This window comes from Coriobacteriaceae bacterium (assembly GCA_025992855.1).
GTDB lineage: Bacteria > Actinomycetota > Coriobacteriia > Coriobacteriales > Coriobacteriaceae > Collinsella.
Genome location: DAJPGB010000001.1, coordinates 642,611 through 668,921, shown reverse-complemented (window position 1 = coordinate 668,921; position 26,311 = coordinate 642,611). Strand labels below are relative to the sequence as shown.

Below are 26,311 nucleotides of genomic sequence, written 5' to 3'. Positions count from 1 at the left end.
ATGCTCCTTATGCGGCGCTATTCCTCCTGGCAAGCGCACGCGCAGGTGGCGTACTCGGGAAACGCGTCGCGGTCGGCGAACTTGGGATCGACGGCCGGGAACTGGCGGTGAGCGACGATGTCGCCGAGCGAAACGGAATCGAGGTAGTCGCGCATCAACGCCTGGGCTCCGGCCCACAGGGGATGATAGCAGCACGTGCCCATGCGCGCACAGTCGCCATCGGGGGCGGTACAGTCGTTCATGACCATGGGACCCTGAACGGCCTCGACGACCTGGCGGATAGTGACGTCGTCCGGACTGACCTTGAGACGCATGCCACCGTGGACGCCACGCAGGCTCTCCACAATACCGGCCTGGACCAAACCGTGCTGAATCGAGCGGGCAAACGAATACGGGACATTGACCTCTTCGGCAGCGGTGCGAACAGAAAGCAAACGCTCCGGATCCTCGGCAAGCATCGCCAACATACGAAGGGCGTAATCAGTCTTCCTCGATATGTCCATTTTTCCCCTTTCAAGGAATACGAACAGCTCGAACGAGCTCCGGGGCCGAGCTTGTGTCGAGGCGCTAAATGACCGCAGGACATCCAAATGGTAAATCGGATATCCACTGAGTGCCGCGCTTGGAGCGAAATGCATCAGATGCGGCCTACAGTGCAATTTAGTATAACCTAACCCCCTGTCTCGTTGAACAGGTGTTGCGCAACAAAGCTGTTGTTTAGACAGATATGCTTATTAGATTTTACTTGCGTTCCCGAAGGCGCGGGGATTCTGGGCGAAGATGCACCAGGGCGATCGTTCTATCGAAACAAAGTACATCATACGCAAAAAGCCACGTCCGAAGACGTGGCTTTAATTGCGTTGGCGGGAAGTACGGGGCTCGAACCCGCGACCTCCGACGTGACAGGCCGGCGCTCTAACCAAACTGAGCTAACTCCCCAGGCAGGCGTTCGCGTTTGTTTCCGCTCGCGTGCGCTGCGGGGATTAGTATACACAGAAGTCTGTCCGGCGCGCAACAACTTTTTTGAAAAATTTTTTGGGGCCATCCGGGAGGGCTTCCGGGGCTGAGGGCGGGGGTTAAGTTTGCTGCTCTACAGTCCTGCGCAAGACGGAAAGCACATTAAGTGCTTTCCTTTGCGTGCGGAACTCGCGACAAACTTAACCCCCGCCCTCAGCCCCGGAAGCCCTCCCTGCCGTCACATTATTCAACCAGTTTTGCGGGCGTGCGCCGCTGCGCGGCTAGCCCGCGTGCTCCTCGGCGGGGTTGGTCTGATTGTTTTTGTTGAAGCTCTGCCTTTGGCTCAAATGGAAACGGGGGACGCATTTGCATCCCCCGTTTTTGTTGTGGTTACTCTAGATCAATAAATTTGGTGCTTATGATCTTGCCGTCTTTTACTAGCATTCTGGCCATGGTGGGGCCTCGGGTGCCTCTGGGGTAGCTGGCGCTGCCCGGGTTGAGGACTAAGCAGCGGCCCACTTGGGCTTCTTTGGTTACGTGGGTGTGACCGTTGATGGCTACGTCTACGGATCCCACCGGAAGGTCTTCGCGGTAGTGGGCTACGGCGAATTTGAGGCCTTCGTAGGTAAAGAGCGCAAGACGGTCTACGTCGGGGCCGTAGTCGCGGTAGTAATCGTTGTTGCCCAATACGGCCCGCACGGGGGCGATGGTGCATAGGTGCTCGTAGTCCATCTCTGACGTAAGGTCGCCGGCGTGGATGATCAGGTCTGCGCCCTCAAGCTCATCCAAGAGCGCAGGCGATAAATAGCCGTGGGTGTCCGAGATGATGTCGATGCGCTTGGCGCTTGCGCTGTTCATGGGATCCCTTCCGCAAAAAACGATTCGGCAGATACATACAAAAAAGGCCCCACGGCTCCGCAGACGATGGGTCTACAGGGCTGCGGGGCCAGTGTGCTAGAGACTCAGAGCCTTCTTGAGCGGCACGACACGGCGGCGCGAAACCGGCACGCGTTCGTCGACGCCCGTAATGCCCAGCTGGATGGCACCCGAGGGCACCGTCTCAACGTCCGTGACGCACGCCAGGTTGACGATATAGCGGCGGTGAACACGGAAGAAGCCAAAGTCGCAGAGCTTGGCCTCAAACTGCGCCAGCGAGGTTGTCGACAAAAAGCGATCATCGACGGTATAGATGCAGGAGTAATCGTCCTTGGCCATGATAAAGCGAATGTCGTCCACGGGAATGAGCACCTTGCGGCCGCCCTTTTCCACCGGAATGCGCTCGATGGTCACCTTGCTGTCCGTGACCGGCTTGGCGCGCTGCATGACCTTCTCGATCGCGCGGTCCAAGCGAGCTTCCTCGACAGGCTTCATCAGATAATCGACGGCATCCACGTCGAATGCCTCGACCGCATGGTCGCTATACGCAGTCACAAATACGATCGCCGGCGGATTTTTGAGCTTATGCAGCGCCTCGGCAAGTTGCAGGCCCGAGGCACCGGGCATCGAGATATCGAGAAACACGACATCCACGCGACTTTCCATAAGCATCTCGATGGCGGAGCGAACGCTCGACGCCTCCGTGATCGTGCCGATCTTGCCCGTTTGCTCGAGCAAGAAGCGAAGCTCCGAGCGAGCCGGCGCCTCATCATCCACAATCATCGCACGCAGCATAGGGATAAAACCTTTCGTCAACTAACTACGCCGGGCATCCGTCGCATGACGTTGAGCCCGTAGCCTTTTATTTTACTCTTGAATGTCAAAGATGCTCTCTGACAAATCAAGATGAAGAAGCACTTTGGTGCCCTTGCCCGGCGCCGATTCGACACGCGTATAGGAGTGCGGCCCAAAAAAGCGATGGATGCGCTCCGAAATATTGTGCATGGCCACACCGGCGCCGCCACCCTGGGGAGAGCTGGCGTCGGGACGGGCAGAGCGCTCGTCAAACAGTCTGGCGGCGGTACCTTCATCCATGCCCACGCCATTATCGGCCACGGCAATCAAGATTGCATCCTCGCCGTCTTGGTGAACGGTCACGTCGATCCTCAGGGCGTCGTCATCGCCCATGCCGTGCCGCACGGCGTTCTCGACGATCGGCTGGATTACAAAGGCCGGGACCAGCGTATCCTCGACATCCTCCGAGACATCGAAGGTCGCCAGTACGCGGTCCTCGCCAAAGCGCGCCTTCTCAAACGTCAGGTAGCGCTTGGTCTGGGCCACCTCGCGCGAGACTGGGATGAGCGACCCCGAGTTGTCGAGCGTGGCGCGATAGAACGACGAGAACTCGCGCAGCAGCTCGCGGGCACGCAGCGGATCGGTGCGCGTAAACGACGCGATGGTGTTGAGCGTATTGAACAGAAAATGAGGATTGATCTGCGCCTGCAGGGCGCGGACCTCGGCGCGGGCCGTGAGCTCCTTTTGCACCTCGAGCTCGTGGATGGCGAGTTGCGTGGACAGGATCTCGGCAAAGCCCGAGGCAAGCGCATACTGGGTGCGGTCGACGGCGCGCGGGGTCTTGTAGTAGAACTTGAGCGTGCCGACGGTGCGGTCGCCCACCTTGATGGGGGCGATGATGCCGGCAGGAACCTGGTTATGCGAGCCGTCCGAGCCGACGACGTCCACCACGCGGTTGAACGACTGCACGATGCCGTGCTCAATGACGTAGCGCGTGGCAAGCGTGTGGATGGGCGAATCGGGCAGCAGCTTTTCCTCGAACTCGCCCGCGCAGGCCAGCACGTTGCTCTCGTCGGTGATGGCAACGGTCATGGCACGCGTCTCGGGCAGAATACGCTGGCATACCAGGCGCGCCGACTCCTGCGTCAGGCCGCCCTTAATGTCCTCGAGCATGGCCGAGGCAACCGAGAGCGTCTCCTCGGTGTACTGGGAGCGCACCGAATCGGGGTTGAGCGTCAAGAAGATAAAGATGCACAGGAAGATACACAGCAGCGCACAGGCGACCACCGTAGCGATCGGCTCGATGCCGGTCGCCAGGGCAAAGATAAAGTACGCCAACACGCAAACGGCGCAGACAACGGCGATGATACGAAAGATTGAAATTGAATTATCGCGCTGGGCGCGGCGGTCGATCATTCAGCCCCCTCCAGGATGCTAATCAGTTGTGCGTCGCGCCAAAGTTCGTCCATGATCTTGGGCCAGAAACTCTGAAAACGCAGGTAGCTTGCGGCATTTTGACGGGCATAGGTCTTGGCCTCGTCAATGCCATGGCGCCAGATGCGCAGATACCCCTCGTGCTCGCGGGTAAACATGCTGCGGACCATGGCGGTCTTGCGCACGCGATCGTCGAGCTCGCGCGAGATCCACGGACCCGGATAGGGCATGAGCGATGCCGCCGTAACGGGAATGAGCTCCTTTTGGTGCGCGGCGAACGTCAGCTTGGCCCGCTCGTAGTACCAGCGGTACACGTCCTGCATAAAGCGCGGCGAGCGCTTCTCGGACTCTGGCGGCAGGTGGCGCACGGTCCACTCGTTATCGAACCACACGTCGTAGCCAAACATGCGCATGTTAAACAGGTAGTCCAGGTCCTCGCCGCGGGTGATAAACGGGTCGAAGGCCACGCGGGTAAAGGCGCGGGCGTGCAGGGCCATCAGGCCGCCGCACACGTAGTTGGAGCGCGAAATACGGGTACCCGAAAGCGCCTTTTTCATCCAGCGATTAAACTCGATACGCTTGGTCCACCAGCGATGGCAAATGCCCACCTTGTCCGTGGGAGCCAGCGGCGACCCGTCGCGATCGTAAAAGTAGCCGCTCTTGACCAGAATCGGCAGGCCCTGACGCGTCTGCTGACCCAGCGCATAGGTCGCGCGCTTCATAAAGTCGGCATCGATGACGGTCTCGTCATCATCCAAAAAGACAACCGCGTCGTGCCCCAGCACCGCCGCACAGGCAAGACCCATGTTGCGGATAGCACCGTAGCCGCGCAGGCTCACGCACTCGCCCGAACCCTTGGGCGCGATCTGCGCCACGCGGTCGGCAACACGCGAAGCCTGAGTATTGGTAACGATGGTGACCTTAAGCGTGGGATGAGCATTAACGATTTCGTGCACGCGATGGGATACGTCGGCCGTGGCAGAAACCGGACAGACCACCAAGAGAATGATGCGCGGAATGTCGCGCACCTGTTCGAGCGAAGTCAGGCAGCGATCGAGTTCCGGGTTGGCGGCATTGAGCGACGTCGAGTGATCGTAGGTGCCGGGAGCGTTTGCTTGGGTATCATCGCCCGCCCAATATGTTGGGATCACAACCGTGGCGTTCATACCTTTACCCTCCTTGCAACACAAAAACGGGGCGCCGCCAAACACAGGCGACGCCCCGCGACCTAGCTGATTCCATCATACCCACTTGGGCCAAACATTGCTCGGAAGTCAGAATGATTTATGCGGCTACTTCCAAAAGAGTACTGCAGATAGGCACAATTGCTGCACTGAGCCCGATTGCCCTACGCCGCCGCCTGAGCCATGCGGGACAGACGGACCAGCAGCACAAAGCCAACAACCAGCAGAACGCCAATAGAAAGGACGCCCAGCGACGGGTTGCCGGTCAGCGAGGTGACAACCGACACCAGGAAGGTGCCCATAACGCTTGCATAACGGCCAAAGATATCGAAGAAGCCGTAGTACTCGTTGGACTTTTCCTTGGGGATGATGCGGCCAAAATAGCTGCGGCTGAGCGCCTGCACGCCACCCTGGAACAAGCCGACCAAAATGGCGAGCACCCAAAACTCAAAGGCGGTCTTTAAGAAAAACGCGGCAAAGAGCACAATGCCCATGTAGGCGGCGACGGCCACCATGATCATGTTGAGCGTACCCACGCGACCGGCGAGCTTGCCGTAGATGATGGCGGACGGGAAGGCCACAAACTGCGTAACGAGCAGAGCCAGCACCAGTTGGGTCGAGTCGATGCCCAGAGCCGATCCGTAGCTGGTTGCCATGGAAATGACCGTGTGCACACCGTCGATGTAGAAGAAGAACGCGATCATGTAGACCAGCACGGTCTTGTTGTGGGCGATCTCGCGCATGGTGTGTCCGACCTCGGAGAACACGCCGCCCACGATGTGGCCGATGGTGTCCTCGGGACCGCGCTCGCGACCGTACTTTTGCTTATAGGTGCGAATGAGCGGCAGGGTGAAGATGAGCCACCAGGCACCGGTGATGACAAACGACAGACGCGTTGCCAGCATGGTGGGGACGCCAAGAGCGGGGCCACCCATGATAAGCGCCAGGCAGACGATGAACGGCACGGTGGAACCGATGTAGCCCCAGGCATAGCCCGAGCTGGACACGGCGTCCATGCGCTCGTCGGTGGTAATGTCGGGCAGCATAGCGTCGTAGAACGTCATAGAAGAGTTAAGGCCGATGGTGCACAGCACGTACACGGTCAAAAACGCCATGGCGGACATTGGGATAGCCTGCGCCAGGCAAAGAACCAGACCCGTGAGGAAGAAGCCCAAGAAGAACTTGATCTTGTTGCCGGCGTAATCGGCAAGCGCGCCCAGAATGGGCATGAGCATGGCAATGACCAGCGAGGCGATCGTCTGCGCGTTGCCCCAGGCGACCACCAGGTCTGCCGAGGAAGCACCGGTATTGATGGCGTTAAAGTAGATGGGCACCACCGAGGTATTGAGCAACACGAGGGCCGAGTTGCCCACATCGTACATAACCCAGTTACGCTCGAGCTTGGTGTATTTCATGGACAGGGCCCCTTCGTATTCGCCCGATATGCAGTTAGCTCATCGTACCCCAATTGTCCAGAGGTGCCGGTAAGGATTCGGCAAAGGGGCACGCACGAGCCCTACTCCTCGCGGTCGAACTCTTCGTCGGTGCCGAGCACACGACCGCTGTAATTGACGTGGTTGGTCACGGCTTCCATATCGCCGGTCTCGATAAAGCGGGCGACGGTGAGCTCGTAATCGAGCAGCGCGCGGTCAAAGACCTCGGGGAAGCTCTCGGTCGAGACTTCATCGGTAAAGGGGTTCTTCCATGCCAAGTGGCCCAGGTTGCCGGTACGCTCGGGCAGCTCGGTCGTCACGCGGTGCGCAAGGCCGTCGAGCAGCGAATAATCGTGCACCAAGCCCTCGAGCAGGGCAATCGCGCGCGTCTTGGCCGAACCGGCCGGCTCGATAGTGCGGTAGAGCAGCTGCATGTCCGAGACGGCGCCGGCGTACTCCCCCGCCGGGATGTCGATACCGTACACGCGTCCGGCGACGTAGCTCATCAGCACGCCGGCAACGCGATTGATGCGGTCGGTGGTGACGATCTCGCCCGCCGGCGGATAATCCTCGACCGTTGCCCCATCGCGCTTGAGCTGCAGCATCAGCACGTCCAAGTCGCTTTCGAGCACGGCATGAACTTGACTGCCCGAAGCCTCGAGCTCGGGATCGGACTCGACAATGCCAAACTGCTGCTCGTAGACAAAGGGGTGGGCATTGCGGTCGAGCACATAGTGCGACAGCAGGCCCAGCGCAAAGGCGCGACCCAGATTGGCATCGCGCGGCTGCAGGTGTGACACGCCGTCGCGCAGGCACGAGAACTGGCGCGACATGCGCGAGCGGTGCATGACCTGAGCAAGCGACATGCAGTCGGAGATGCGCGGCGTGAGCATGTGGAAGAAAAACGGGTCGGGACCTTGGTTTCCCAGGATAAAGGCGATGCGCTCCTCATCGGACGTGATAACGCCCTGCGGAAGACGGTCGATGCTTTCCTCGCCAAACAGATGATGCGTAATGAGCGCGGGCATAATAATCCTTTCGACTTCATTCGATGCAATCCATTATGCCCACCGCACAGTCATGCCAAACCTGCAACGGCAAACGATGGCGCACCGACCCTTACGCAAGCCCCAAGTGCGATTTGACCTCGGCAGCGCGACGACGCGAAACGGGCACCGTCGAGCTCACACGGTCGAGCCTGAGCTCCATCAGGCCCGTGGAGCCAATCTCGACATTATGCACGTCTTCCAAATTAACCAGATAGCTGCGGTGGACGCGGATAAAGCCCTCGGAGGCCAAGCGGCGCTCGAGCGAGGAAATCGACTCATTGATCAGGTATGTCCCCTCGGCGCAGACAGCGTTGCAAAAATCGGCGCGCGCCTCAAAGTAGCAGACATCCGCCACGGGAATGAACACCTTTTTGCCCCCGCGATCCACCGTCAGGCGCAAAGGCTGGCGCGGAGCATGGACGACACGGCGAGCGCCCAGGGCAGCCTCGATCTTGTCGAGCGCCTTTGACAGACGGGCATCCTCGACCGGTTTGACGACATAATCGACAGCATCGAGGTTATAGGCATCGGCCGCATACTCGGCAAATGCCGTCACAAACACCACAACCGGCGGCGTTTTTAGGTTCTGCAGCGTTTCGGCAAGCTCAATTCCCGAGCGGCCGGGCATCGTGATATCCAAAAACAGCACGTCGGGCTTGTTCGACAGGATCGACTCCGCGGCCTCGGTGACATTGCCCGCCTCGGCAATCTGGCCCACACGCGCATCCTTTTCCAACAGATAGCGTAGCTCAGCCCTAATAGGTGGCTCGTCATCAACCACCAAGATGTTCCAGCCTTCGGACATATGCGCTTCCCCTCTTTTTCTCTCAATCCAACTGCGTGCTACACCGTTAGCGGCGCCGGCTCATGCGGCTCGCCGTTCAACTCAACGATGACCTGCGTTCCCACGCCCTCCTGGGACTTCACGCGCATGCCAGAATCTTCTCCGTAAAAGAAATGGATGCGCTGAAGCACGTTGAAGAGCGCCAGGCCGCAACCTCGCTTGACGGAGCCGTCGGCGGTAATGCTCTCGGGCTCCTCTCGGCGATGCTGCTCAAACAGATGCGCGCAGACTTCTTCGCTCATTCCGATGCCGTCGTCTTCGACGATGATCTCCAAGCCGTCATCGGTCTCGAAAGCCCTAACATGAATAGAAAGCGGCTCGATCTCGCGCTGCGCATGCTTGATGCAGTTTTCGAGCAGCGGCTGCAAGATAAACGGCGGCACCAGGCTGTCGCGCACCTCAAAGTCGATGTCGACCGAGACGCGCAGACGGCCGTCGCCATACCGGGCCTGCATAAGATTGATATAACGAGTGCCCTGTTCCACCTCGTGCTCGAGCGTGGTGAGCGTATCGGAGTCAGAAAGCGTCTGACGATAGTAGTTGGAAAAGTCGATCAGCAGCGATCGCGCCTTGTCGGGCTCGGTTCGAACGAGCGACACGATCGTGCTAATGGTATTGAATAGAAAATGCGGGTCGACCTGCGACTGCAGGGCGCGAAGCTCAACGCGGGCTGTGAGCTCGTCCTGGCGCTCGAGCTCAAAGCTGGCGAGCTGCGTGGAAATGAGGTCGGCAAAACCCGAGGCAAGGGCCGTCTGGCGCATATCAATGCTGCTCAGGCGGGGATAGTACAGCTCGAGCGTACCCACGCAATGCCCGCGCACGGTAAGCGGTGCGACAATACCGGCGCGCAGGCGGGGAAAATAACCGCCCGTCTCATTGGAGGTGTCACGAGAAAACACGCTCTGCTCGCCCGTCTCAATCACACTGAGCGTGGTCTTGAGCACGACCGGGGTGCCGGCAGGGCACTTTGCCGAGTCCTCGCCCCAGCTTGCCAACACCTGTTTGCCATCGGTAAAGCAGATGGCAGAGGCGATGGTCTCGGACAGGATGATTTTAGAGGCGCCCAGGGCCGCTTCGGGCGTAAGGCCGCGCGACGTGTAGGCGAATATTTTTGATGCGATGGCGAGCGTACGGTCGGTTGCGCTCGATGTGAGGTCGTCGGGGACCACAAAGACATACGAGAAGAAGAAGCACAGCATGACCAGGCCGGCAATAACGACAACGCCCGGAACGGGATTGGGATTATCGGTTAAATCCCAGATAAGCAGCAGGATAAGCGCCGGAACGACAACACCGAGCAGGATGGCCTGGACCACATGCTGGGCCGTACGAAAGACCTTGGTAGAGTTGTAGCTCTTGCCCAGAATCAGCCTGTTTAAATCCACCGTCATCCCCTTTTATCTATCGCACCCATAGCAATAAAGAGGGCCGCAAGCGACCCTCTCCATTGCATTATGCAATCAAATACTGTGTTTTACATCCAGCCATCGATGAACGGTAGCTTAGGCGCTGTACTTGTTTGCCTCGCCGAAGGTGCCGGCCTCGACGATCCAGCCGTCCTTCATGATGACGTCCATGTTGTCGGTGTTGAGCACGTGGATGTCGGCGGCGACGTCACCGTTGACGACCAGCAGGTCGGCGCACTTTCCGGCCTCGATAGAACCGGTCTCGTCCTCGATGTGGCACATCTTGGCACCGTTGAGGGTGGCGCAGGTGATGGTCTCGACCGGGGTGAAGCCGATCTTGTCGACGAACTCGTACATCTCCTCGATGGAGCAGGTGCCGTACGGGGTGACGAAGGAGAAGGAGTCGGAGCCGATCGTCATGACGACGCCGCGCTTCTTGGCCTCGCGCAGGCAGTCGTAGTTGCGCTGCAGCTCCTTCTCGACCAGGGTGCCCTCGTACTTGTCGTGCAGCTCGGGGACGTAGACGGGCGGATAGGTGGCGTACCAGGTGGGCAGGAAGGCGATCGTCGGGGTGAAGAAGGTGCCCTGCTCGGCCATGAGGTCCATGGTGCGCTCATCGATATCGAAGCCGTGAATCAGCTGCTCGCAGCCAAAGCGAACGGAATCGTAGGCAGCGGCGTGGTTGTTGTAGCAGTGGCTCCACACGGGGATGCCGACCATCTTTGCCTCTTCGACCACAGCCTGGATCTCCTCGGAGCAGTAGTGCTGGTCGCGACCGGAGTCCCAGCGCCAGATGCCGCCACCGGTAGCCCAGATCTTGATGGCATCGGGGTTCTCGCGCAGGCGACGACGGACGGCCTTGCGCAGATCCCAAGGACCGTCGACCTGGTCGCCCCAGGGATGGGATTCCTTGTTGAGCTCCTGGGTGCAGTGGTGGGAGTCACCGTGGCCGGCAACGCGGCAGAAGCCGAGGCCGGTGGCCAGAACGCGCGGGCCCTTAAAGACGCCCTTGTCGATGCAGTCACGGATCTGGATACCAAAGCGGCCGATCTCGCAGACGGTGGTGAGGCCGTGGGTGAGGCAGTCGTAGGCCTGCTTGACGGCGACGGCCTGCTTCTCGAGGAGCGGCTGCATGACCCAATCGGTGTCATCGTCGGTCAGGTTGCCCGAGAAGTGCAGGTGGGTGTCGATCAGGCCGGGAAGGACGGTCTTGCCGGCGGCGTCGATGACCTCAACGCCCTCGGGAAGGTCCTGCATAGCGCCGGCGTACTCGATCTTGCCGTTGTCGTCGACGAGAACGAGGGAGTTCTCGACCGGCTCGGCACCGGTACCGTCGATGAGCTTGCCGCCAACGATTGCATACTTAGTGGACATGGTTCCTCCTTATGGATCCATATAGTGGGCGAGGCCGTGTTGGGTTAAGGCCTCACAAAGCTACCCAAGTGGCGCCGGGTTCGGTGCGCGGAAGAGAGGGGCCCGCGCACCCGATCCGCCCCGGCTAGGCGTTACTTTTTGCGGGAATTAGTGAAAGCCATGAGAGCCAGGCCAATAGCCAACCAGCCGATCACGATGCTCCACTCCACCATGTTGAGGGAGGCGGGAGAGAACGGAATCACGAGCAGGCCGATGATGATGGCGCAGGCAGCGATAGCGAGGCCGATGCCAAACTTGCCGCCGGGCACCTCGTAGGGACGAGGCAGGTCGGGCTCGGTAAAGCGCATGCGCAGGCAGGCGAGGGCGACCATACCGCAGGAGAAGATGAAGGCGAGAGCCGACACGTTGGTCAGAGGGATGAGCATGTTCTTGCCCAGGAACGGACCGATGACGGTGATGACGCCCAGAACGACACAGGCGAGCTTGGGAGCGCCGGACTTGGGGTCGACCTCGGCGAACTTCTCGGGCAGTTGGCCCTTGCGGCCCATGGCGAGCATGATGCGGCTCGTGGCGCCGTAGAAGGAGTTCATCGGGCCCATGGGTCCAAGCGTGGCGATGACGAGCATGGCCAGGTACAGAAGCATGTTGATGCCCTTGAGGCAGGCAAGCGCGGGAACCGGGCTCTTAACAAACTCATGCCAGTCGAGAATGGTGCCGAACGAGTAGATGCAGACCATGTAGAAGCCGCCGGCGGCCAGCAGGGCCAGGGAGATGATCTTGCCGAACTTGTTCCAGTTGAGGCCCTCGGCTGCTTCCTCAGCCTGCTGAGGAATGGTGTCGAAACCGGCGTAGAAGAACGGGGTCAGAACCAGGACCGACACGATGCCGGCAAACAGGCTGGTGCTCTCGGTAGCGGCCTTGCCGCCGCCAGCGCCGGTGACCTGGGAGAACACGGGCATGGCGTTGTCCGGCGAGCCGGTGAACAGCGAGACGCCCATGGCGAGCAGCATGCCGCAGAGCAGGGCCTTGGTCAGGAAGGCCTGGAGCTTGGCGGCCGAGCTGGCGCCGCGGAAGTTGAGGAAGATGACGTAGACTGCAAAGCCGAGCGCGATCAGCGTCGGGAACAGGTAGACGTCGGCCCCCAGGATGGTGTAGAGCTTGACGGCGCGCAGCCACTCAAGACCGGGCAGGCTACCGAACATCTCGGACACGAGGGTCGAGATGGCGATGGCCTCCCACGGGCACAGAATGCCGTTGCCCAGGGCAAGGAGCCATCCGGTGATGTAGCTCAGCGTACGGCCAAAGCTACGGTCGACGTACTCGACGATGCCGCCCGAGATGGGGATGGCAGCCGTGAGCTCACCGAAAACAGCTCCGACGGGCACGAGGAAGATTGCACCCAAGAGGAATGCGATCATAGCGGGAACGGGGCCGCCGCCTACGACCATCCAGTCGCCGACCTGCAGAACCCAACCGGTACCGATGATGGCACCGAAACCGATGGTGAAGAAGTTCCAGAGCGAAAGCGTTTTCTTCATGCCGCCGTTATCCTCGACTGCAACTTCTGCGTTCTTGTCCGCCATTGTTCCCCTCCTTTCCTTTTTGACGCCCCTTGACGTCACCCCTTGCGCGGTCTGTTTTGCCGCGCTCTTTTATTTCGTGGCTTTAAGATACGGCCTTGGCGCAGCAGCTCCGCTTGTAGCTCGACCGAAGGCAGAACTGCAAAACGAGTGGCGCCGTTTTTAGGACGAACGGCACGGTTTGCCGCTCATTGTTGCCGCCTGACCGACGGGCGCACGCTCATCGAACGCATATAGAGATGTTTTTGAGGCCGTGCGTTTTGCGCCTTTCATACCGTTTACCGAGCTTTTGACGCGCAGGCCCATTTGTTGCACATCTTTTTTGTAGGATAGACAGGTTATACATGAGACAAGGCGGTACGAATGGCATACGGATACAACGACGGTGATCAACGGCGACAAAGCGTTCGCCTTGCTGGCCGTACCGCGCCTACACCCAGAAGTGCCACGAGCAGCAATCCGCAACGCCTCCAAGAGCAACCCAGAGCTTCGTCTCGGCAGCAGTCAAGCAGAACACGGCAGAGTGGCCGTCTGAGCACGGGCACAAGCGCGCAGCAAGATAGCCGCTTGGGCGCGCGCACTCGACAGCGTCAGGCCGAGGTTCCGCAACTGCGCCGCAACGGCGCACGTCAGCCCAACATCCATATCAACCGCTTCTTTTCGCATCCCCAAGGCGGACGCGACGGCAAGCCCTACCGCTCGACATCGCACGCGAATGCCACCGCCCTGCCGGCTCGTCGACTTCGCCTCGCACTGTGCTCTATCCTTACCTGTCTGGTCTTTGTGCTTATGAGCTCCTGTATGTCCCACGGGTCGGCCGGTCTCGAGCCCACCGCCGAGGACAAGCTGCTCAAGGCCCCCGTCGCACCCGGTTATTCTTTCGCCTTTTCGACCCCACGCTCGCAATGGCAAGCCGGCACGATGCCCCATATCTATCAGATCGACCCTGCGTGGTCGGAGCTGCCTTACGCCGGCGGCACCATCCGCCAAAATGCCTGCGGGCCTACGTGCCTCACCATGGTCTACATCTTTAAGACGGGACGCACCAATATGACCCCCGTCGATATGTGCGCGCTTTCCGAGGCGGGCAATTACGCCCCCACCGGCGCAACCGAATGGTCGTTTATGACGAGCGGCGCGTGGCAGTTGGGACTTAACGGAACGGAACTCCATAACGATCGCGACTCGATGACTCAGGCGCTGCGTTCGGGAGCGCCCGTCATCGCCGCCGTTCGGCCGGGCACCTTTACCAACGTGGGCCACTACATTGTGCTTTACGGTATTGACGACGCCGACCAGATTGGCGTCTACGACCCCAACTCGGCCAGCCGCAGCGTCCGCCGCTGGGGCGTCGTAGAGGTCCTTAACGAAGTCGAAGCCATGTGGGCCTACTACTAGTCATTGGGGACAGACTTAAATGAGTGGTCGTTAGGGGCAGCCTTTGTAGACGACCGCTCGCGCTGTCGAAAAGAACTGTCCCAAGCTGCCGACAGGAAAGGAACGTCCCCAAGTGCCGGGTTGAAGCAAAAGCCCCGCAGTCGGAGCGGACTGCGGGGCTCATGAAGAGAGGCTAGTTTGTGGGCGCCTTGCCTGGCGCCCACGAGAGAGGCAATGGAGTAGAGGCTACTCGTGGATGCGGGTACCGGAGAGGCCGGCCATGGTCTCGGCGGCCTTGTCCAGGGCGCCGATGATGCAGGTGCGGCCCTTGCGGGAGCGGGCGAACTTGATGGCGGCGCGGACCTTGGGCTCCATGGAACCCTTGCCGAACTGGCCCTCGTCGGCCAGGCGCTCGGCCTCGTCGGCGGTGATGTCCTCGAGCTCCTCCTGGTTGGGCTTGCCAAAGTTGATGGCGACGTGCTCAACGGCGGTCAGCAGGAACAGGACGTCGGCGTCGCAGTCCTCGGCCAGCAGCTCGCCGCCCAGGTCCTTGTCGATGACGGCGGGAACGCCCTTGTAGCAGCCCTTGTTCTCGTAGTCGCGGACGACGGGGATGCCGCCGCCACCGCAGGCGATGACGATGAACTCGTTGTCGAGCAGGTTGAGGATGGAGTCGGCCTCGACGATCTTCTTGGGATCGGGGGAAGCGACGACGCGACGCCAGCCGCGGCCGGAATCCTCGACGAAGACCTTGGAGGGATCCTCGGCCATGAACTCCTTGGCCTGCTCCTCGGTGTAGAAGGGGCCGATCGGCTTGGTCGGGTTCTTGAACGCGGGGTCGTCCGGGTCGCACTCGATCTGGGTGACGACGGTGGCGGCGTGCCAGCGCTTGTAGCGCTTGTGCATCTCGCGGCCGATGCCCTGCTGCAGGTGATAACCGATGTAGCCCTGGGACATGGCGCCGCACTCGGGCAGCGGCATCTCGGGGGTGCCGATGGCGTCGTGGGCGGCGGCGAAGGCGTTCTGGATCATGCCGACCTGCGGGCCGTTGCCGTGGGTGATGATGATCTCGTTGCCCTGCTCGATCAGGCCGAGGAGAGCGTGGGCGGTGTTGCTCACGGCCTCGATCTGCTCAACGGGGTTGTTGCCGAGGGCGTTGCCGCCAAGGGCGACGACGATACGATCGGGCTTGCCAAGAGGCTTAGACATTGCTGGAATCCTTTCTGTAAAAGGCCTACAACCCATTAATAACCCGCGCCCGTGCGATACGCGAGTTTATTAAGGTTTATATTCTCTTTATCGCTCATTTTATTCATTTTGAAAATAGTTGAACGGTGAACGGTCGTTTTTATCCGCTCAGCGTACAGAACCCCAGCTCAGATATGTTTACGCCATTTACGTGCGACTTTATTTTAATAGAGCAGGGATTAGACCAGATTATGCAAACTGTATCTTTGCTAAACACAAAACAGGAAGCGTAATATCTTACTCGCACTATACGAGATTCTATGCACTTATTGGACGAGTATGCAGCCCTGCAATAACATGGCGTTTTTCATCCAGCATAAGGAATAGACGAGTGCCTATGCCGCGCGTCGGCCGGCAGCCGGCGAGCCGTCTCGTCGATTGCCGCTTCCAGAAAATCAAAAACTGTTATTGCACGCGCAATTGCGGCATGGTACTTTAGCGAAGAACAGCGCGGGCTGGGGCGACAGAGACCTGTCGTGAAGTTTGGGTTCGGCGACCCCGCTGCTGTCTTCTCCTTATCCGCCAGCGAACCCCTTGAGCGACGGATTGAGGAGGTCCTTACTATGACAAAAATGCTCAAGATTACGCTGAATGGCGAGACGTTTCTCGCCGACATGCTCTGGGACAAGGCTCCCGAGGCATGCAAGCTGTTCGAATCATCCTGTCCAGTCGAGTCACGTATCTTTTCGGCCAAGATCTGCGATGCCGAGGTAACCTATCCCGTATCGGGCCCCATCGCCAATTACGAGCACATCGAGAACCCCGTCTTTCACGAGCCGGCGGGCGCCGTGAGCTGGTATGGCGGCTGGTCGTCAATTTGCATCTTCTTTGACGTGTGCGAGCCCTTTGGCACCTGCAACATGTTCGCCCGCATCTGCGAAGCCGACCGCGAGCGCTTTGCCGCCGCCTGCCGCAATGTCTGGGACAACCAGGGCATGTACATCAAAAACGAAATCGTCGAGATCGAAGCGGAGGCCTAAAGATGATGGATTTCAACACCCTGCTCACACTCGACCTTGCCGAGTACACCGCTGCACTTGAGGCCCTCGCCGATCAAATGATGCTCGAGGAACCGCGCGATATCGACTACATGCGCCGCCGCAAGCTCGACACCGGCCGCGAATTCGCCGTCTGGAACTTCACCGTCGGCTACTGTATGAACGCCGCCGACGCCCTCTCCCTCCTGCGAGCCCAGGCCAACGAAAACGCCAACGACGGCACCGCCGACCTCGCCACCCTCAACAACAGCGCCGCCCGCCTATGCGACTGGTTCTCGGGCGCCTTCGACGTCACCGGCAAGATGGACGACACAACCGCCATCCTCGCCCACAGCCGCGACCTCTACGCGCAGGTCACGACCCACGACCAGTTCGCCGCCCTCACCCGCGCCACCGAGCGTTATCTGGTCCAGCTCCAATTTTGGGTCGACCGCCAGATTCCCTGGCCGGCTATTAGCGACCTCGTCCACGGCTACCGCCTACGCACAGAGAGCGGCGAGACAAGGTAACCAAGCAAGCAGCACCGACAACATCCCACCATCGGGATCCAAAGTAAGAATCAGAGGGCTGGAGACGCACCCAACAGCGTCCCCAGCCCCTTCGCAAAGTAGAGCACTGTTTCAGTGGCTTTGAGGCCTATTCGAACCTTTGCTATCTCCCAATTTTTGTATATTTACGACATTATTATCTGCCAATTTTTGTATGATTTTAGGCGATTCTATCTGTCAATTTTTGTCATTTGGGGGTTTAATGCTACGCCGTAAGGTCACTGATAGGCTTTTGAGCTGGAAGAATAACTCCAATAAGGCATTACTCGTTACTGGTGCGCGTCAGATTGGCAAGAGCTATGCGATTCGCGCGTTTGGAAAAAGCAACTACGCTTCGTATTTTGAGGTCAATTTACTACTCGATGTCGAAGCAAAGAATGCACTTGTTGGCGCAAAGAACTCCGTTGACTTTATCAACCGCGTAGCCCTTCTTGCGGATGCGCCGCTTGTTGAGGGCAATACGCTTGTCTTTGTCGATGAGATTCAGGAGTATCCGCAGATCGTTACACTCATGAAGGCGTTAGTCGAGGATGGGCGCTTTAGCTATGTCTTCTCGGGGTCTATGCTTGGGACTGAGTTTAAGGGGATCTCTTCTTTTCCGGTGGGGTATGTAGAGCACATTGTTATGCGCCCGATGGATTTTGAAGAGTTTTGTTGGGCAAACAGCGTTAGCGAGAATGTGCTTGCAGGCATTCGCAGCTGCCTTGTCGAGAAACATCCTGTCGAAAACTATATTCATGAGGCGATGCTCAAGAACTATAGAGCTTATATCGTTTGCGGCGGCATGCCGGAGGTCGTTCAGAATTATATTGATTCGGGTTATTCGCTCGTGAGCACACGTGAGCTTCAAACTCAGCTGGTCGATCAGTACAAAAGCGATATCTCAAAATATGCATCGACTCGAGCGTTTAACGTTCGGTCGATTTTTGAGCAAATTCCCGTTCAGCTTGAGGCGGAGTCTCATCGCTTTGTTGTTTCGTCTCTGGGTGAGGGAGCTCGCCTTAAAAAATATGAGCAGGATTTCCTGTGGCTTGTTAACGCAGGTGTTGGATTGATGGTCGCCAGGGTGACGGAGCCACGGAGTCCTCTCAAGAGGACGGAGAAAACGACAGCCTTCAAACTATACGAGTCTGATACAGGCATGTTAGCATCGCGGTACCCCGGCAGCACTGCACGCGCTGTCTATCTTGACATGAAAACTCCCAACCTTGGTGGTCTCTATGAGAACGTGGTCGCGCAGGAACTTGTTGCCCTCGGGGCGGATGCATGGTACTACCAAGCGCGCGAGGTCGGTGAAGTTGACTTTGTGATCGAAGGCGCCCACGGGCATGTTGTCCCAATCGAGGTCAAATCGGGCAAGAAGGTTCGAGCGCATGCGGCTCTCGATCGTCTGATGAGTGTGGGCGAGTACAAAATTCCCGAGGCCGTTGTACTAAGCCACGAGAATCTCAGCAAAGAGGGCAAGGTTCTGTACGTTCCAATCTACATGACGTTTTGTCTCGATGAGTTTATGGAAAAGGATGACCCCAATAACGATTTCTCGTTCGCACCCATATCTCTCTAGCCATTAGAATCCACAATCCAGCCTCGTCCACGCATCAATGCATTTCCCAAGGTGCTGCGCGTTTCGCGCCAAAGGCGCGAAAAAGCAAAGGGATAAGGCGTTGCAACAGCCACGCCCCCCATCCATCCCCAAAGTGACGCGCCTTTCGCGGCAAAGCCGCGAAACAGCGAAGGGGACGGAATACCCGACCAGCCACGTCCTTCATCAGCCCACACAATCCGAGGACGTAGTCGTAGCAGGATCTGAGGGCTGACCTTCGCGGACACTCCGCAGGACGAAAGAACCCCCGCCGCACGTAGTGCGCAGCGGGGGTTCTTTCATGTCCGAGGACGTCCGCGAAGGTCAGCCCTCAGATCCTGCGGTGGGAGACCTAGGCCTCGTTGTACACCGTCTTGAGCTTCAGCAGGTGAGCGTAGCGGTCCATGGCGGCCTGCTCGTTCTCCTTGAAGAGCTCCTCGGCGCGCTCGGGGAAGGAACGCGTCAGCGAAGCGTAACGGGCCTCGTTCATCAGGAACTCCTGATAACCGCCCGCGGGCTCCTTGGAATCGAGCGAGAACTTCTTGCCGGCAGCAGCCTCGGGGTTGAAGCGGAAGAGGTTCCAGTAACCGCACTCGACAGCCTTCTTCATCTCGGCCTGGCAGTTCTGCATGCCGCCCTTCTTGATGGAGTGCATCTCGCAGGGGCTGTAGCCGATGATGAGGGACGGACCGTCGTAGGCCTCGGCCTCGTGGATGGCCTTGAGGGTCTGAGCCGGGTTGGCGCCCATGGCGACCTGCGCCACGTAGACGTAGCCGTAGCTCATGGCGATCTCGGCCAGAGACTTCTTCTTGGTCACCTTACCGGCAGCGGCGAACTGAGCGACCTGGCCCAGGTTCGAGGCCTTGGAGGCCTGACCACCGGTGTTGGAGTAAACCTCGGTGTCGAAGACGAAGACGTTGACGTTGTGGCCGGAAGCCAGGACGTGGTCCAGGCCACCGAAGCCGATGTCGTAGGCCCAACCGTCGCCGCCGAAGATCCAGAAGGACTTCTTGGTGAGGTAAGCCTTGTCGGCGAGGATCGCCTTGGAAGCGTCGCAGCCGCACTTCTCGAGCTCGGCAACGTAGGCAGCGGCAGCGGTCTTGGAGGCCTCGGCGTCGTTGACGGAGTCGATCCAAGCCTGGCCGGCAGCCTTGAGCTCATCGGACGGACCATCGGCAGCGATGATGTCCTGGGTAGCGGCGATCAGCTTGTGCTGAACGGCCTCATAGCCAACGGCCATGCCCAGACCGTGCTCGGCATTGTCCTCGAACAGGGAGTTGTTCCACGCCGGGCCGTGACCGTCCTTGTCCTTGCAGTAAGGAGCGGTGGCAGCGGGGTTGCCCCAAATGGAGGAGCAGCCGGTGGCGTTGGAGATGAACATGCGGTCGCCGGCGACCTGGGTCACCAGACGTGCATAGGCGGTCTCGGCGCAGCCGGCGCAGGAGCCGGAGAACTCCAGGTAGGGCTGCTTAAACTGGCTGCCCTTGACGTTGGCCGCGATGAGCTCCTTCTTCTCGGAGACATTCTCGACCATGTAGTCCCAAACGGGCTGCTGGTCCATCTCCTGCTCGGTGGGAACCATCTCGAGGGCGCCCTTGGGGCAGACCTTGACGCAGTTGGTGCAACCCATGCAGTCGAGCGGGGACACAGCCATGGTGAACTTCATGCCCTTGGCCTTGGGGCCCATGGCGTCGAGCGTGCGGGTAGCCTCGGGCGCGGCGGCAGCTTCGTCCTCGGTCATCGCGAACGGACGGATGGTGGCATGCGGGCACACATAGGCGCACTGGTTGCACTGGATGCACTTGGTCTCGTCCCAGTGGGGAACGACGACGGCGACGCCGCGCTTCTCGTATGCGGAGGCACCCAGCTCAAACTGGCCGTCGGCGCAATCGACGAAGGCGGAAACAGGCAGGCTGTCGCCGTCCATGCGATCGATGGGCTCGAGCAGGTTCTTGACCTGCTGGGCGATAGCGGACTTGGTCTCCTCGGAGAGCTCGACGGGAGCGGCGTCCTCGGCGGTAGCCCAGTCGGCCGGAACCTCGAACTTACGGAAAGCGGTAGCGCCGGCATCGATGGCCTTGTGGTTGGCGTCGACGATAGCCTGGCCCTTCTTCATGTAGGACTTGGTAGCCGCGTCCTTCATGTACTGCAGGGCGTCCTCGGCGGGCAGGACCTTGGCCAGCGCAAAGAAGGCGGACTGGAGCACCGTGTTGGTGCGCTTGCCCATGCCGACCTTAGCGGCCAGGTCGATAGCGTCGATCAGGTAGACGTTGACGTTGTTGTTCGCGATGTAGCGCTTGGCCACGGCGGGCATGTGCTCGGCGAACTCCTCGTCGCTCCACTGGCAGTTGACCAGGAAGGTGCCGCCCGGCTTGACGTCGCGGACCATCTTGAAGCCCTTAACGATGTAGCTGGGGTTGTGGCAAGCGACAAAGTCGGCCTTGGTCACGTAGTACGGCGAACGGATCGGGGAATCACCAAAGCGCAGGTGCGAGACGGTGACGCCGCCGGTCTTCTTGGAGTCGTACTGGAAGTAGGCCTGGACGTACTTGTCGGTGTGGTCGCCGATGATCTTGATCGAGTTCTTGTTGGCGCCGACGGTACCGTCGCCACCCAGACCCCAGAACTTGCACTCGATGGTGCCGGGGGCTGCGGTATTGGGCGCATCCTCGGCCTCGGGCAGGCTCAGGTTGGTCACGTCATCGACAATGCCAATGGTGAACTCGCGCTTGGGCTCGTCCTTCTTGAGCTCCTCGAAGACAGCGAACGCGGACGCGGGAGGCGTGTCCTTGCTGCCCAGGCCATAACGGCCGCCGACGACCTTGATGCCCGTCTTGCCGGCCTCGTAGAGAGCGGAGACGACGTCCTGGTAGAGCGGCTCGCCGATGGAACCCGGCTCCTTGGTACGGTCCATGACGGCGATCTTCTGGACGGTCTCGGGGAGAACGTCGACGAAGTGCTTGATAGAGAACGGACGGAACAGACGAACCTTGACCAGGCCGACCTTCTCGCCGTGAGCGTTGAGGTAGTCGATGACTTCCTCGAGCACGTCGCAGAAGGAGCCCATGCACACGACGACGCGATCAGCATCGGGAGCGCCGTAGTAGTTGAACAGGCCGTAATCGGTGCCGAGCTTCTCGTTGATCTTCTTCATGTAGCCCTCGACGACGGCGGGAAGCTCGTCGTAGACCTTGTTGCAGGCCTCGCGGTTCTGGAAGAAGATGTCGCCGTTCTCGTGGCTACCGCGGGTGTGCGGGTGCTCAGGGTTGAGCGCGTGGTCGCGGAAAGCCTGGACAGCGTCCATGTCGCACATCTCGGCCAGATCCTTGTAGTCCCACATGGCGACCTTCTGGATCTCGTGGCTGGTGCGGAAGCCGTCGAAGAAGTTAAGGAACGGAGTCTTGCCCTCGATGGCGGCAAGGTGGGCCACCGGCGAGAGGTCCATGACCTCCTGGACGTTGCCCTCGGCGAGCATGGCGAAGCCGGTCTGACGGCAGGCCATGACGTCGGAGTGATCGCCAAAAATGTTCAGGGCGTGGGAAGCGACGCAACGCGCGGAGACGTGGAAGACGCCCGGGAGCTGCTCGCCCGCGATCTTGTACATGTTCGGGATCATCAGGAGCAGGCCCTGAGAAGCCGTGTAGGTGGTGGTCAGAGCACCGGCGCCCAGCGAACCGTGAACGGTACCGGCTGCACCTGCCTCGGACTCCATCTCGACGACCTTGACCGGGGTGCCGAAGATGTTCTTGCGACCCTGGGCCGCCCACTGGTCGACATGGTCGGCCATCGGGCTGGACGGCGTAATGGGATAGATTCCCGCTACCTCGGTGTACGCATACGAAACATATGCGGCCGCCTCGTTGCCGTCCATAGACTTAAACTTACGCGCCATATACCCCTCTCCTCTCATATAGGTATACAGGCCCCGGCGATCGCCGGGATGTTGGCGTGATGGGATTTTCGCTGTTGCTTCCAATCATCTGGCAGGCAGACTGAGCAGCAGGTACATGGCGTGGAGAGAAGACATGCCGAGGCGAGGGGCAGCTGATGCGCCCCACAGACCCGACCGCCCGTCTTGCACATGACCGAGCGCCGCAAAGGCCGCATGCCGGATGCTCCCGGGCACGCCCCGGCGATGGGAAGCGCCCGCAACGGAAATCCGCATGCGGGTTTATTGTACCCCGCCGTTAAGTGTAATTTCGACAAATATAGGCGGGCGGTAAAGGTTTACCTCGGGTGACCGCCAAAGGCCAGAATGGTCCCTCCATCCCCGGACGACTGGCTCTGACGCGCCAAGGAGTGTCCCCAAGTACCGGCAGGAAAGGAACGTCCCTAACTGCCGGCTAGAGGGCGCCGAGCAGGATGGCGTAGGTGGTGGATTCGCCGAGTTTGAGCTCGTCGCCGGGGTTGAGCTGGGCGGAGCGGCCGGGCTCTACTTGAATACACACACTCGTGGCCCCGTTTACCACCACGGTGCCGTTAGTGGACGACAGGTCCTCGACAAACCATGCGCCAGACTCGTCGCACCAGATATGGGCATGGCGGGCCGAGACGTCGTCGGTGATGCCGCCCTCCCCCGTTGCCAGCGCGCCGATCTCAACGCCTTCCTCACTCGGCTGAATCCAGCGCGGGACGCTCACCACGTAGCCGTTTTGCACGCACAGCAGTCCCAGCGGATGCGCCGGCGCGACCTCGTGCTCGCCCGCGACCGAAGATGTGCTCAGCGAGCGCGGCGTCGACGTGTCGCCGCCACGGGTCGCATGAGCGCGGCGGCTCGCCCGACTTGGAACTAAGGCGGGCGTGAGAGCAAACGGCATAGGGAACGAATCTTGCGGATGTACTCCTCGACGTCAGGCAGGTAAGCCCAACGAAGTCACCGGGGAGGCCCAAGCGGCCCGGCACCACTTCCAGATTCTGACCAGGGCGAGTCGTTCGCCGGTGGCTGAAGGCTCGCTCCCACCCAAAAGGGGAGATTCGCGTTGTTCCCCAATCGCTCTCGCATCTTTCATTTTGCTCGAGGTGGGCTATAAAAACTTTCCTGGTGAAAGGCGGCGATTGGTTTCCTTTCTTTCTAGAGGAGCGCGCCTGTAATCTGTTTTCATCCTAAATCAAGTTAAGATCGGACCTTCCAGAGGCAAGTCGACTCAAACTGCGAGGCTCCATGTTGGAATAAAGAGCGCTGTCGAAGTGCCAACAACACAAAGCTTGCCAGTCTCAAATAGAACCTTTTGGGAGTCCGATTGGGCCGCACACCGAATCCCCGCTGGTGGTTTTTTATAGCTGCGCAACAATAAACAAGGTTAGTGCCAGTCCAGCATGAAATTGAGGAACGTATGCATTTTTTCTCAGTAAGTGATCGTCGTTACTGCTTCGATGAGGTCACTCGCAATTGCTTTCAGGTTGACCAAGCATCAGAAGATGCGCTTCGCATATTTGAAGCATCGGGAAGAACGGTCAACTCGAAGTTGCTAACAAAGTCACTTGCTGCGAAAGGCTACGACCAAACGACCATAGCAGAACTTGAAGACGACATTGATGAGTATCAACGATTGTCTGAGCGGACTTTCTTAACAAAAGACACGCCTCGAAAACTTAGATCCATCGAACTCCACGTTTCACATGCATGCAACCTTGGTTGTAGTTACTGTTTTGCCGGTAAAGGAGATTATGGAACGTCTCCTCTGCTGATGACAGACGAGATAGCCTTCAAGGCGGTCGACTACCTCGTCGCAAGTTCATCGGAAAACGAAACGCTTGCGATCGTCTTTTTTGGTGGGGAACCCATGATTAACGAGCCGCTGATATGGAAAACGGTCGACTATTCAAAAAGAATATACCCCAATAGAAACTTTACCTATTCTATTACGACCAACGGAACGCTTTTGAATGACACTGCTGTGAATTCTTTCAAGGAGCACGGGTTTTCTGTTCTGATTAGTCTCGATGGTACAGGATGCAAGCACGATGCATCGCGCCCGTACAAGACGGGAGGCGGCTCTTTCTCCGATATCGACAAAAACGTTCGTCGTTTTTCCGAGTCGTTCCCCTTCGGCGCAAGAGCGACCTTAACAAATAATAACTGTAACCTTGTTGAAGACTATCTTCAGTTTAAAGAGATGGGCTTCAGAAGGATTTACTTCTCGCCCGTGAGCTCATTCGATGAGAATATCAAACTCGACGAACACTCATTAAACAAAATCAGGGCGGGCCTAATAGATTTGGCGGATCAATATCTCAAACAGATTGATCAAGGGGAAAAGCCCTTGTTTAGAACATTGAAAACTGCAGTTGATTTGATTATGAGCAACAGGATCGCCTTTGTCGGATGCGGGGCTGGCAGGCGTTTTATTTCCGTGACTCCCGAAGGGGACGTATACCCCTGTCACAGGTTTGTCGGGATGATGCGATTCAAAATGGGCAACATCGTCACCGGAATTGACGAAACTAGGTATATTGAAAACTGGAGTCAGGGTGTCGAAAAAAGAATTGACTGTACGGACTGTTGGGCTCGGTCTTTCTGTGGTGGGGGCTGTAGCTGGGAGGCTGCAGACGAGCACGGCTACTTGCCCAAGAGTCTACACCCTGCATCATGTGAATATAGAAAAATGTGCTACGAGATGGCTTTTGACCTTATTTCCCGCCACTCATCTTCGCAGGAGAAAAATCAACGAGAAGCTACTGTATCGGAATAAGCGGTTCAGCGCATTGCTGTCACCATTGTGGAGGTGTTCGTTCTTCTGATTACCGTCTGCGAAGCTTATTGCTACGTTCGCCGAAACCATTCTAGAAATATGGTGAACTAGACATCTTGGTTTGTTATACACAATATTGAGGTTTTTCTGCACTCAAAGGGAGGTAGTCGTGAAGCATATTCATCCGATTAATCCAGGAAGTGGCGACGAGGCAGGCGTGAAGCCGATGTCTTTTGACTGCCTCTTGGGCATTACTGACATCTGTACTGTTTATGATAAAGCAGATGGCTGTGGTGCATACGATTACTGCGACTATGACATGGATGGCGGCAGCATCTGCGTTGTAGATCACTGTGGCATTGATCAAACGTAGTCTCTAATTGGATTAAGGTGAGGAGCTGTTATGAAGCATATCCATCCTGTTGGTTCAAATGAACATCCTCCCGTTGAGCCTTGTTGTCTTGGAGTTGATATATGCAATTTTTACGACATCGCCGAGTGCCCTGTTGCGAATTGGTGCTATGTCGATAAAGAATCAAGCTGTGTTTTGCCAGCAGATTGGTGCGATCCAGTTGACGAGTAGTTTTGTGGCTAGGAACTATTTGGTCCAATTCAGAATAAGATGGGAACAAATACCAAAATCTCGTGTCTGGGAGGAGTTATGCCATTATTGCAAGGTCTCGTTGGATTAGCCTTTATACTTGCGTTATATCTGGCACCTTTTTTAATTCTATTCTTCATTATCCGACTCTTTCTTCGGAGAAAATAGGAGTGTCACGCAAACATTAGCGTAGCTTTCTTCCAATATGAGCCGAGCATTGGCAAGTGGAATAAGAAGCCCGACCGTTCGCCACATGAAAGTGATCGGACGGGCTTCTCTATTTAACCCGGGCCGCCACCCATAGCGGCTTTCCAAGCGTATTCTCAGTGCAAA

Annotated in this window: 21 protein-coding genes and 1 tRNA gene; 7 read left to right on the top strand and 15 right to left on the bottom strand. The window is 58.5% G+C overall.

Annotated features, from left to right (window positions below):
- Positions 1-17: 17 nt before the first annotated feature.
- The 12 genes from OIL88_02755 to OIL88_02700 form a co-directional block, all read right to left on the bottom strand.
- Positions 18-503 (bottom strand): Rrf2 family transcriptional regulator, encoded by a 486-nt coding sequence (locus OIL88_02755; protein ID HJI71294.1) that lies wholly within the window; start codon positions 501-503, stop codon positions 18-20.
- A 358-nt stretch (positions 504-861) separates the two neighbouring features.
- Positions 862-939, bottom strand: a tRNA-Asp gene (locus OIL88_02750).
- Between the two features lie 408 nt (positions 940-1,347).
- Positions 1,348-1,815, bottom strand: coding sequence for a YfcE family phosphodiesterase (locus OIL88_02745; GenBank protein HJI71293.1), 468 nt, complete (start codon positions 1,813-1,815; stop codon positions 1,348-1,350).
- A 96-nt stretch (positions 1,816-1,911) separates the two neighbouring features.
- The gene (locus tag OIL88_02740) at positions 1,912-2,628 is read right to left on the bottom strand and encodes a response regulator (protein HJI71292.1); all 717 of its coding nucleotides are present in this window, start codon (positions 2,626-2,628) and stop codon (positions 1,912-1,914) included.
- A 72-nt stretch (positions 2,629-2,700) separates the two neighbouring features.
- The gene (locus OIL88_02735; protein ID HJI71291.1) at positions 2,701-4,044 is read right to left on the bottom strand and encodes a histidine kinase; all 1,344 of its coding nucleotides are present in this window, start codon (positions 4,042-4,044) and stop codon (positions 2,701-2,703) included.
- A complete protein-coding gene (locus OIL88_02730) occupies positions 4,041-5,228 on the bottom strand; it encodes a glycosyltransferase family 2 protein (protein HJI71290.1) in 1,188 nt (395 codons plus the stop codon). The genes OIL88_02735 and OIL88_02730 overlap by 4 nt, the downstream gene beginning before the upstream one ends.
- A gap of 182 nt (positions 5,229-5,410) precedes the next feature.
- A complete protein-coding gene (locus OIL88_02725; protein HJI71289.1) occupies positions 5,411-6,661 on the bottom strand; it encodes an MFS transporter in 1,251 nt (416 codons plus the stop codon).
- Positions 6,662-6,762: 101 nt separating this feature from the next.
- A complete protein-coding gene (locus OIL88_02720) occupies positions 6,763-7,707 on the bottom strand; it encodes a zinc dependent phospholipase C family protein (protein HJI71288.1) in 945 nt (314 codons plus the stop codon).
- A gap of 91 nt (positions 7,708-7,798) precedes the next feature.
- Positions 7,799-8,533 (bottom strand): response regulator, encoded by a 735-nt coding sequence (locus OIL88_02715; GenBank protein HJI71287.1) that lies wholly within the window; start codon positions 8,531-8,533, stop codon positions 7,799-7,801.
- A gap of 38 nt (positions 8,534-8,571) precedes the next feature.
- Complete coding sequence (locus tag OIL88_02710) at positions 8,572-9,957, bottom strand: histidine kinase (GenBank protein HJI71286.1); 1,386 nt, start codon at positions 9,955-9,957, stop codon at positions 8,572-8,574.
- Between the two features lie 117 nt (positions 9,958-10,074).
- A complete protein-coding gene (locus OIL88_02705; protein ID HJI71285.1) occupies positions 10,075-11,352 on the bottom strand; it encodes an amidohydrolase family protein in 1,278 nt (425 codons plus the stop codon).
- Positions 11,353-11,483: 131 nt separating this feature from the next.
- Entirely contained in the window at positions 11,484-12,935 is a 1,452-nt protein-coding gene (locus OIL88_02700; GenBank protein ID HJI71284.1) for an APC family permease, read from the bottom strand.
- 564 nt (positions 12,936-13,499) lie between these two features.
- On the opposite strand from OIL88_02700, the gene OIL88_02695 reads away from it, so the two are divergent.
- Positions 13,500-14,330, top strand: a complete 831-nt coding sequence (locus OIL88_02695) for a C39 family peptidase (GenBank protein HJI71283.1) — start codon at positions 13,500-13,502, stop codon at positions 14,328-14,330.
- Between the two features lie 225 nt (positions 14,331-14,555).
- Here OIL88_02695 and arcC read toward each other — a convergent pair whose 3' ends face one another.
- Positions 14,556-15,518, bottom strand: coding sequence for a carbamate kinase (gene arcC / locus OIL88_02690; protein ID HJI71282.1), 963 nt, complete (start codon positions 15,516-15,518; stop codon positions 14,556-14,558).
- A gap of 602 nt (positions 15,519-16,120) precedes the next feature.
- On the opposite strand from arcC, the gene OIL88_02685 reads away from it, so the two are divergent.
- The 3 genes from OIL88_02685 to OIL88_02675 all read left to right on the top strand — a co-directional run bounded on the left by OIL88_02685 (position 16,121) and on the right by OIL88_02675 (position 18,667).
- Positions 16,121-16,537: a DUF3830 family protein gene (locus OIL88_02685; GenBank protein HJI71281.1), complete on the top strand. Its 417-nt coding sequence runs from the start codon at positions 16,121-16,123 to the stop codon at positions 16,535-16,537.
- Positions 16,538-16,542: 5 nt separating this feature from the next.
- Positions 16,543-17,064 carry a hypothetical protein gene (locus OIL88_02680; GenBank protein ID HJI71280.1) on the top strand — a complete coding sequence of 174 codons (522 nt, stop codon included), beginning with the start codon at positions 16,543-16,545 and terminating at the stop codon, positions 17,062-17,064.
- A gap of 241 nt (positions 17,065-17,305) precedes the next feature.
- Positions 17,306-18,667: an ATP-binding protein gene (locus tag OIL88_02675; GenBank protein HJI71279.1), complete on the top strand. Its 1,362-nt coding sequence runs from the start codon at positions 17,306-17,308 to the stop codon at positions 18,665-18,667.
- Between the two features lie 370 nt (positions 18,668-19,037).
- Here the strand turns inward: OIL88_02675 and nifJ are convergent, their stop codons facing one another.
- Together nifJ and OIL88_02665 are read right to left on the bottom strand one after the other, a co-directional pair.
- Complete coding sequence (gene nifJ, locus OIL88_02670) at positions 19,038-22,577, bottom strand: pyruvate:ferredoxin (flavodoxin) oxidoreductase (GenBank protein HJI71278.1); 3,540 nt, start codon at positions 22,575-22,577, stop codon at positions 19,038-19,040.
- Between the two features lie 451 nt (positions 22,578-23,028).
- Entirely contained in the window at positions 23,029-23,502 is a 474-nt protein-coding gene (locus OIL88_02665; GenBank protein HJI71277.1) for an FHA domain-containing protein, read from the bottom strand.
- A gap of 516 nt (positions 23,503-24,018) precedes the next feature.
- Here OIL88_02665 and OIL88_02660 point away from each other — a divergent pair.
- From OIL88_02660 to OIL88_02650, 3 genes are all read left to right on the top strand, one after another.
- The gene (locus OIL88_02660; GenBank protein ID HJI71276.1) at positions 24,019-25,377 is read left to right on the top strand and encodes an SPASM domain-containing protein; all 1,359 of its coding nucleotides are present in this window, start codon (positions 24,019-24,021) and stop codon (positions 25,375-25,377) included.
- Positions 25,378-25,546: 169 nt separating this feature from the next.
- The gene (locus OIL88_02655; GenBank protein HJI71275.1) at positions 25,547-25,750 is read left to right on the top strand and encodes a hypothetical protein; all 204 of its coding nucleotides are present in this window, start codon (positions 25,547-25,549) and stop codon (positions 25,748-25,750) included.
- A gap of 30 nt (positions 25,751-25,780) precedes the next feature.
- Positions 25,781-25,960 carry a hypothetical protein gene (locus OIL88_02650; GenBank protein HJI71274.1) on the top strand — a complete coding sequence of 60 codons (180 nt, stop codon included), beginning with the start codon at positions 25,781-25,783 and terminating at the stop codon, positions 25,958-25,960.
- The last annotated feature ends 351 nt before the right edge of the window (positions 25,961-26,311 follow it).

What these genes read in the sequence shown, in the direction of transcription:
- OIL88_02755 (HJI71294.1), bottom strand. Translation starts at nt 503, where the DNA reads ATGGACATATCGAGGAAGACTGATTACGCCCTTCGTATGTTGGCGATG.
- OIL88_02745 (HJI71293.1), bottom strand. Translation starts at nt 1,815, where the DNA reads ATGAACAGCGCAAGCGCCAAGCGCATCGACATCATCTCGGACACCCAC.
- OIL88_02740 (HJI71292.1), bottom strand. Translation starts at nt 2,628, where the DNA reads ATGCTGCGTGCGATGATTGTGGATGATGAGGCGCCGGCTCGCTCGGAG.
- OIL88_02735 (HJI71291.1), bottom strand. Translation starts at nt 4,044, where the DNA reads ATGATCGACCGCCGCGCCCAGCGCGATAATTCAATTTCAATCTTTCGT.
- OIL88_02730 (HJI71290.1), bottom strand. Translation starts at nt 5,228, where the DNA reads ATGAACGCCACGGTTGTGATCCCAACATATTGGGCGGGCGATGATACC.
- OIL88_02725 (HJI71289.1), bottom strand. Translation starts at nt 6,661, where the DNA reads ATGAAATACACCAAGCTCGAGCGTAACTGGGTTATGTACGATGTGGGC.
- OIL88_02720 (HJI71288.1), bottom strand. Translation starts at nt 7,707, where the DNA reads ATGCCCGCGCTCATTACGCATCATCTGTTTGGCGAGGAAAGCATCGAC.
- OIL88_02715 (HJI71287.1), bottom strand. Translation starts at nt 8,533, where the DNA reads ATGTCCGAAGGCTGGAACATCTTGGTGGTTGATGACGAGCCACCTATT.
- OIL88_02705 (HJI71285.1), bottom strand. Translation starts at nt 11,352, where the DNA reads ATGTCCACTAAGTATGCAATCGTTGGCGGCAAGCTCATCGACGGTACC.
- OIL88_02700 (HJI71284.1), bottom strand. Translation starts at nt 12,935, where the DNA reads ATGGCGGACAAGAACGCAGAAGTTGCAGTCGAGGATAACGGCGGCATG.
- arcC (HJI71282.1), bottom strand. Translation starts at nt 15,518, where the DNA reads ATGTCTAAGCCTCTTGGCAAGCCCGATCGTATCGTCGTCGCCCTTGGC.
- OIL88_02685 (HJI71281.1), top strand. Translation starts at nt 16,121, where the DNA reads ATGACAAAAATGCTCAAGATTACGCTGAATGGCGAGACGTTTCTCGCC.
- OIL88_02680 (HJI71280.1), top strand. Translation starts at nt 16,543, where the DNA reads ATGGATTTCAACACCCTGCTCACACTCGACCTTGCCGAGTACACCGCT.
- OIL88_02675 (HJI71279.1), top strand. Translation starts at nt 17,306, where the DNA reads ATGCTACGCCGTAAGGTCACTGATAGGCTTTTGAGCTGGAAGAATAAC.
- nifJ (HJI71278.1), bottom strand. Translation starts at nt 22,577, where the DNA reads ATGGCGCGTAAGTTTAAGTCTATGGACGGCAACGAGGCGGCCGCATAT.
- OIL88_02665 (HJI71277.1), bottom strand. Translation starts at nt 23,502, where the DNA reads ATGCCGTTTGCTCTCACGCCCGCCTTAGTTCCAAGTCGGGCGAGCCGC.
- OIL88_02660 (HJI71276.1), top strand. Translation starts at nt 24,019, where the DNA reads ATGCATTTTTTCTCAGTAAGTGATCGTCGTTACTGCTTCGATGAGGTC.
- OIL88_02650 (HJI71274.1), top strand. Translation starts at nt 25,781, where the DNA reads ATGAAGCATATCCATCCTGTTGGTTCAAATGAACATCCTCCCGTTGAG.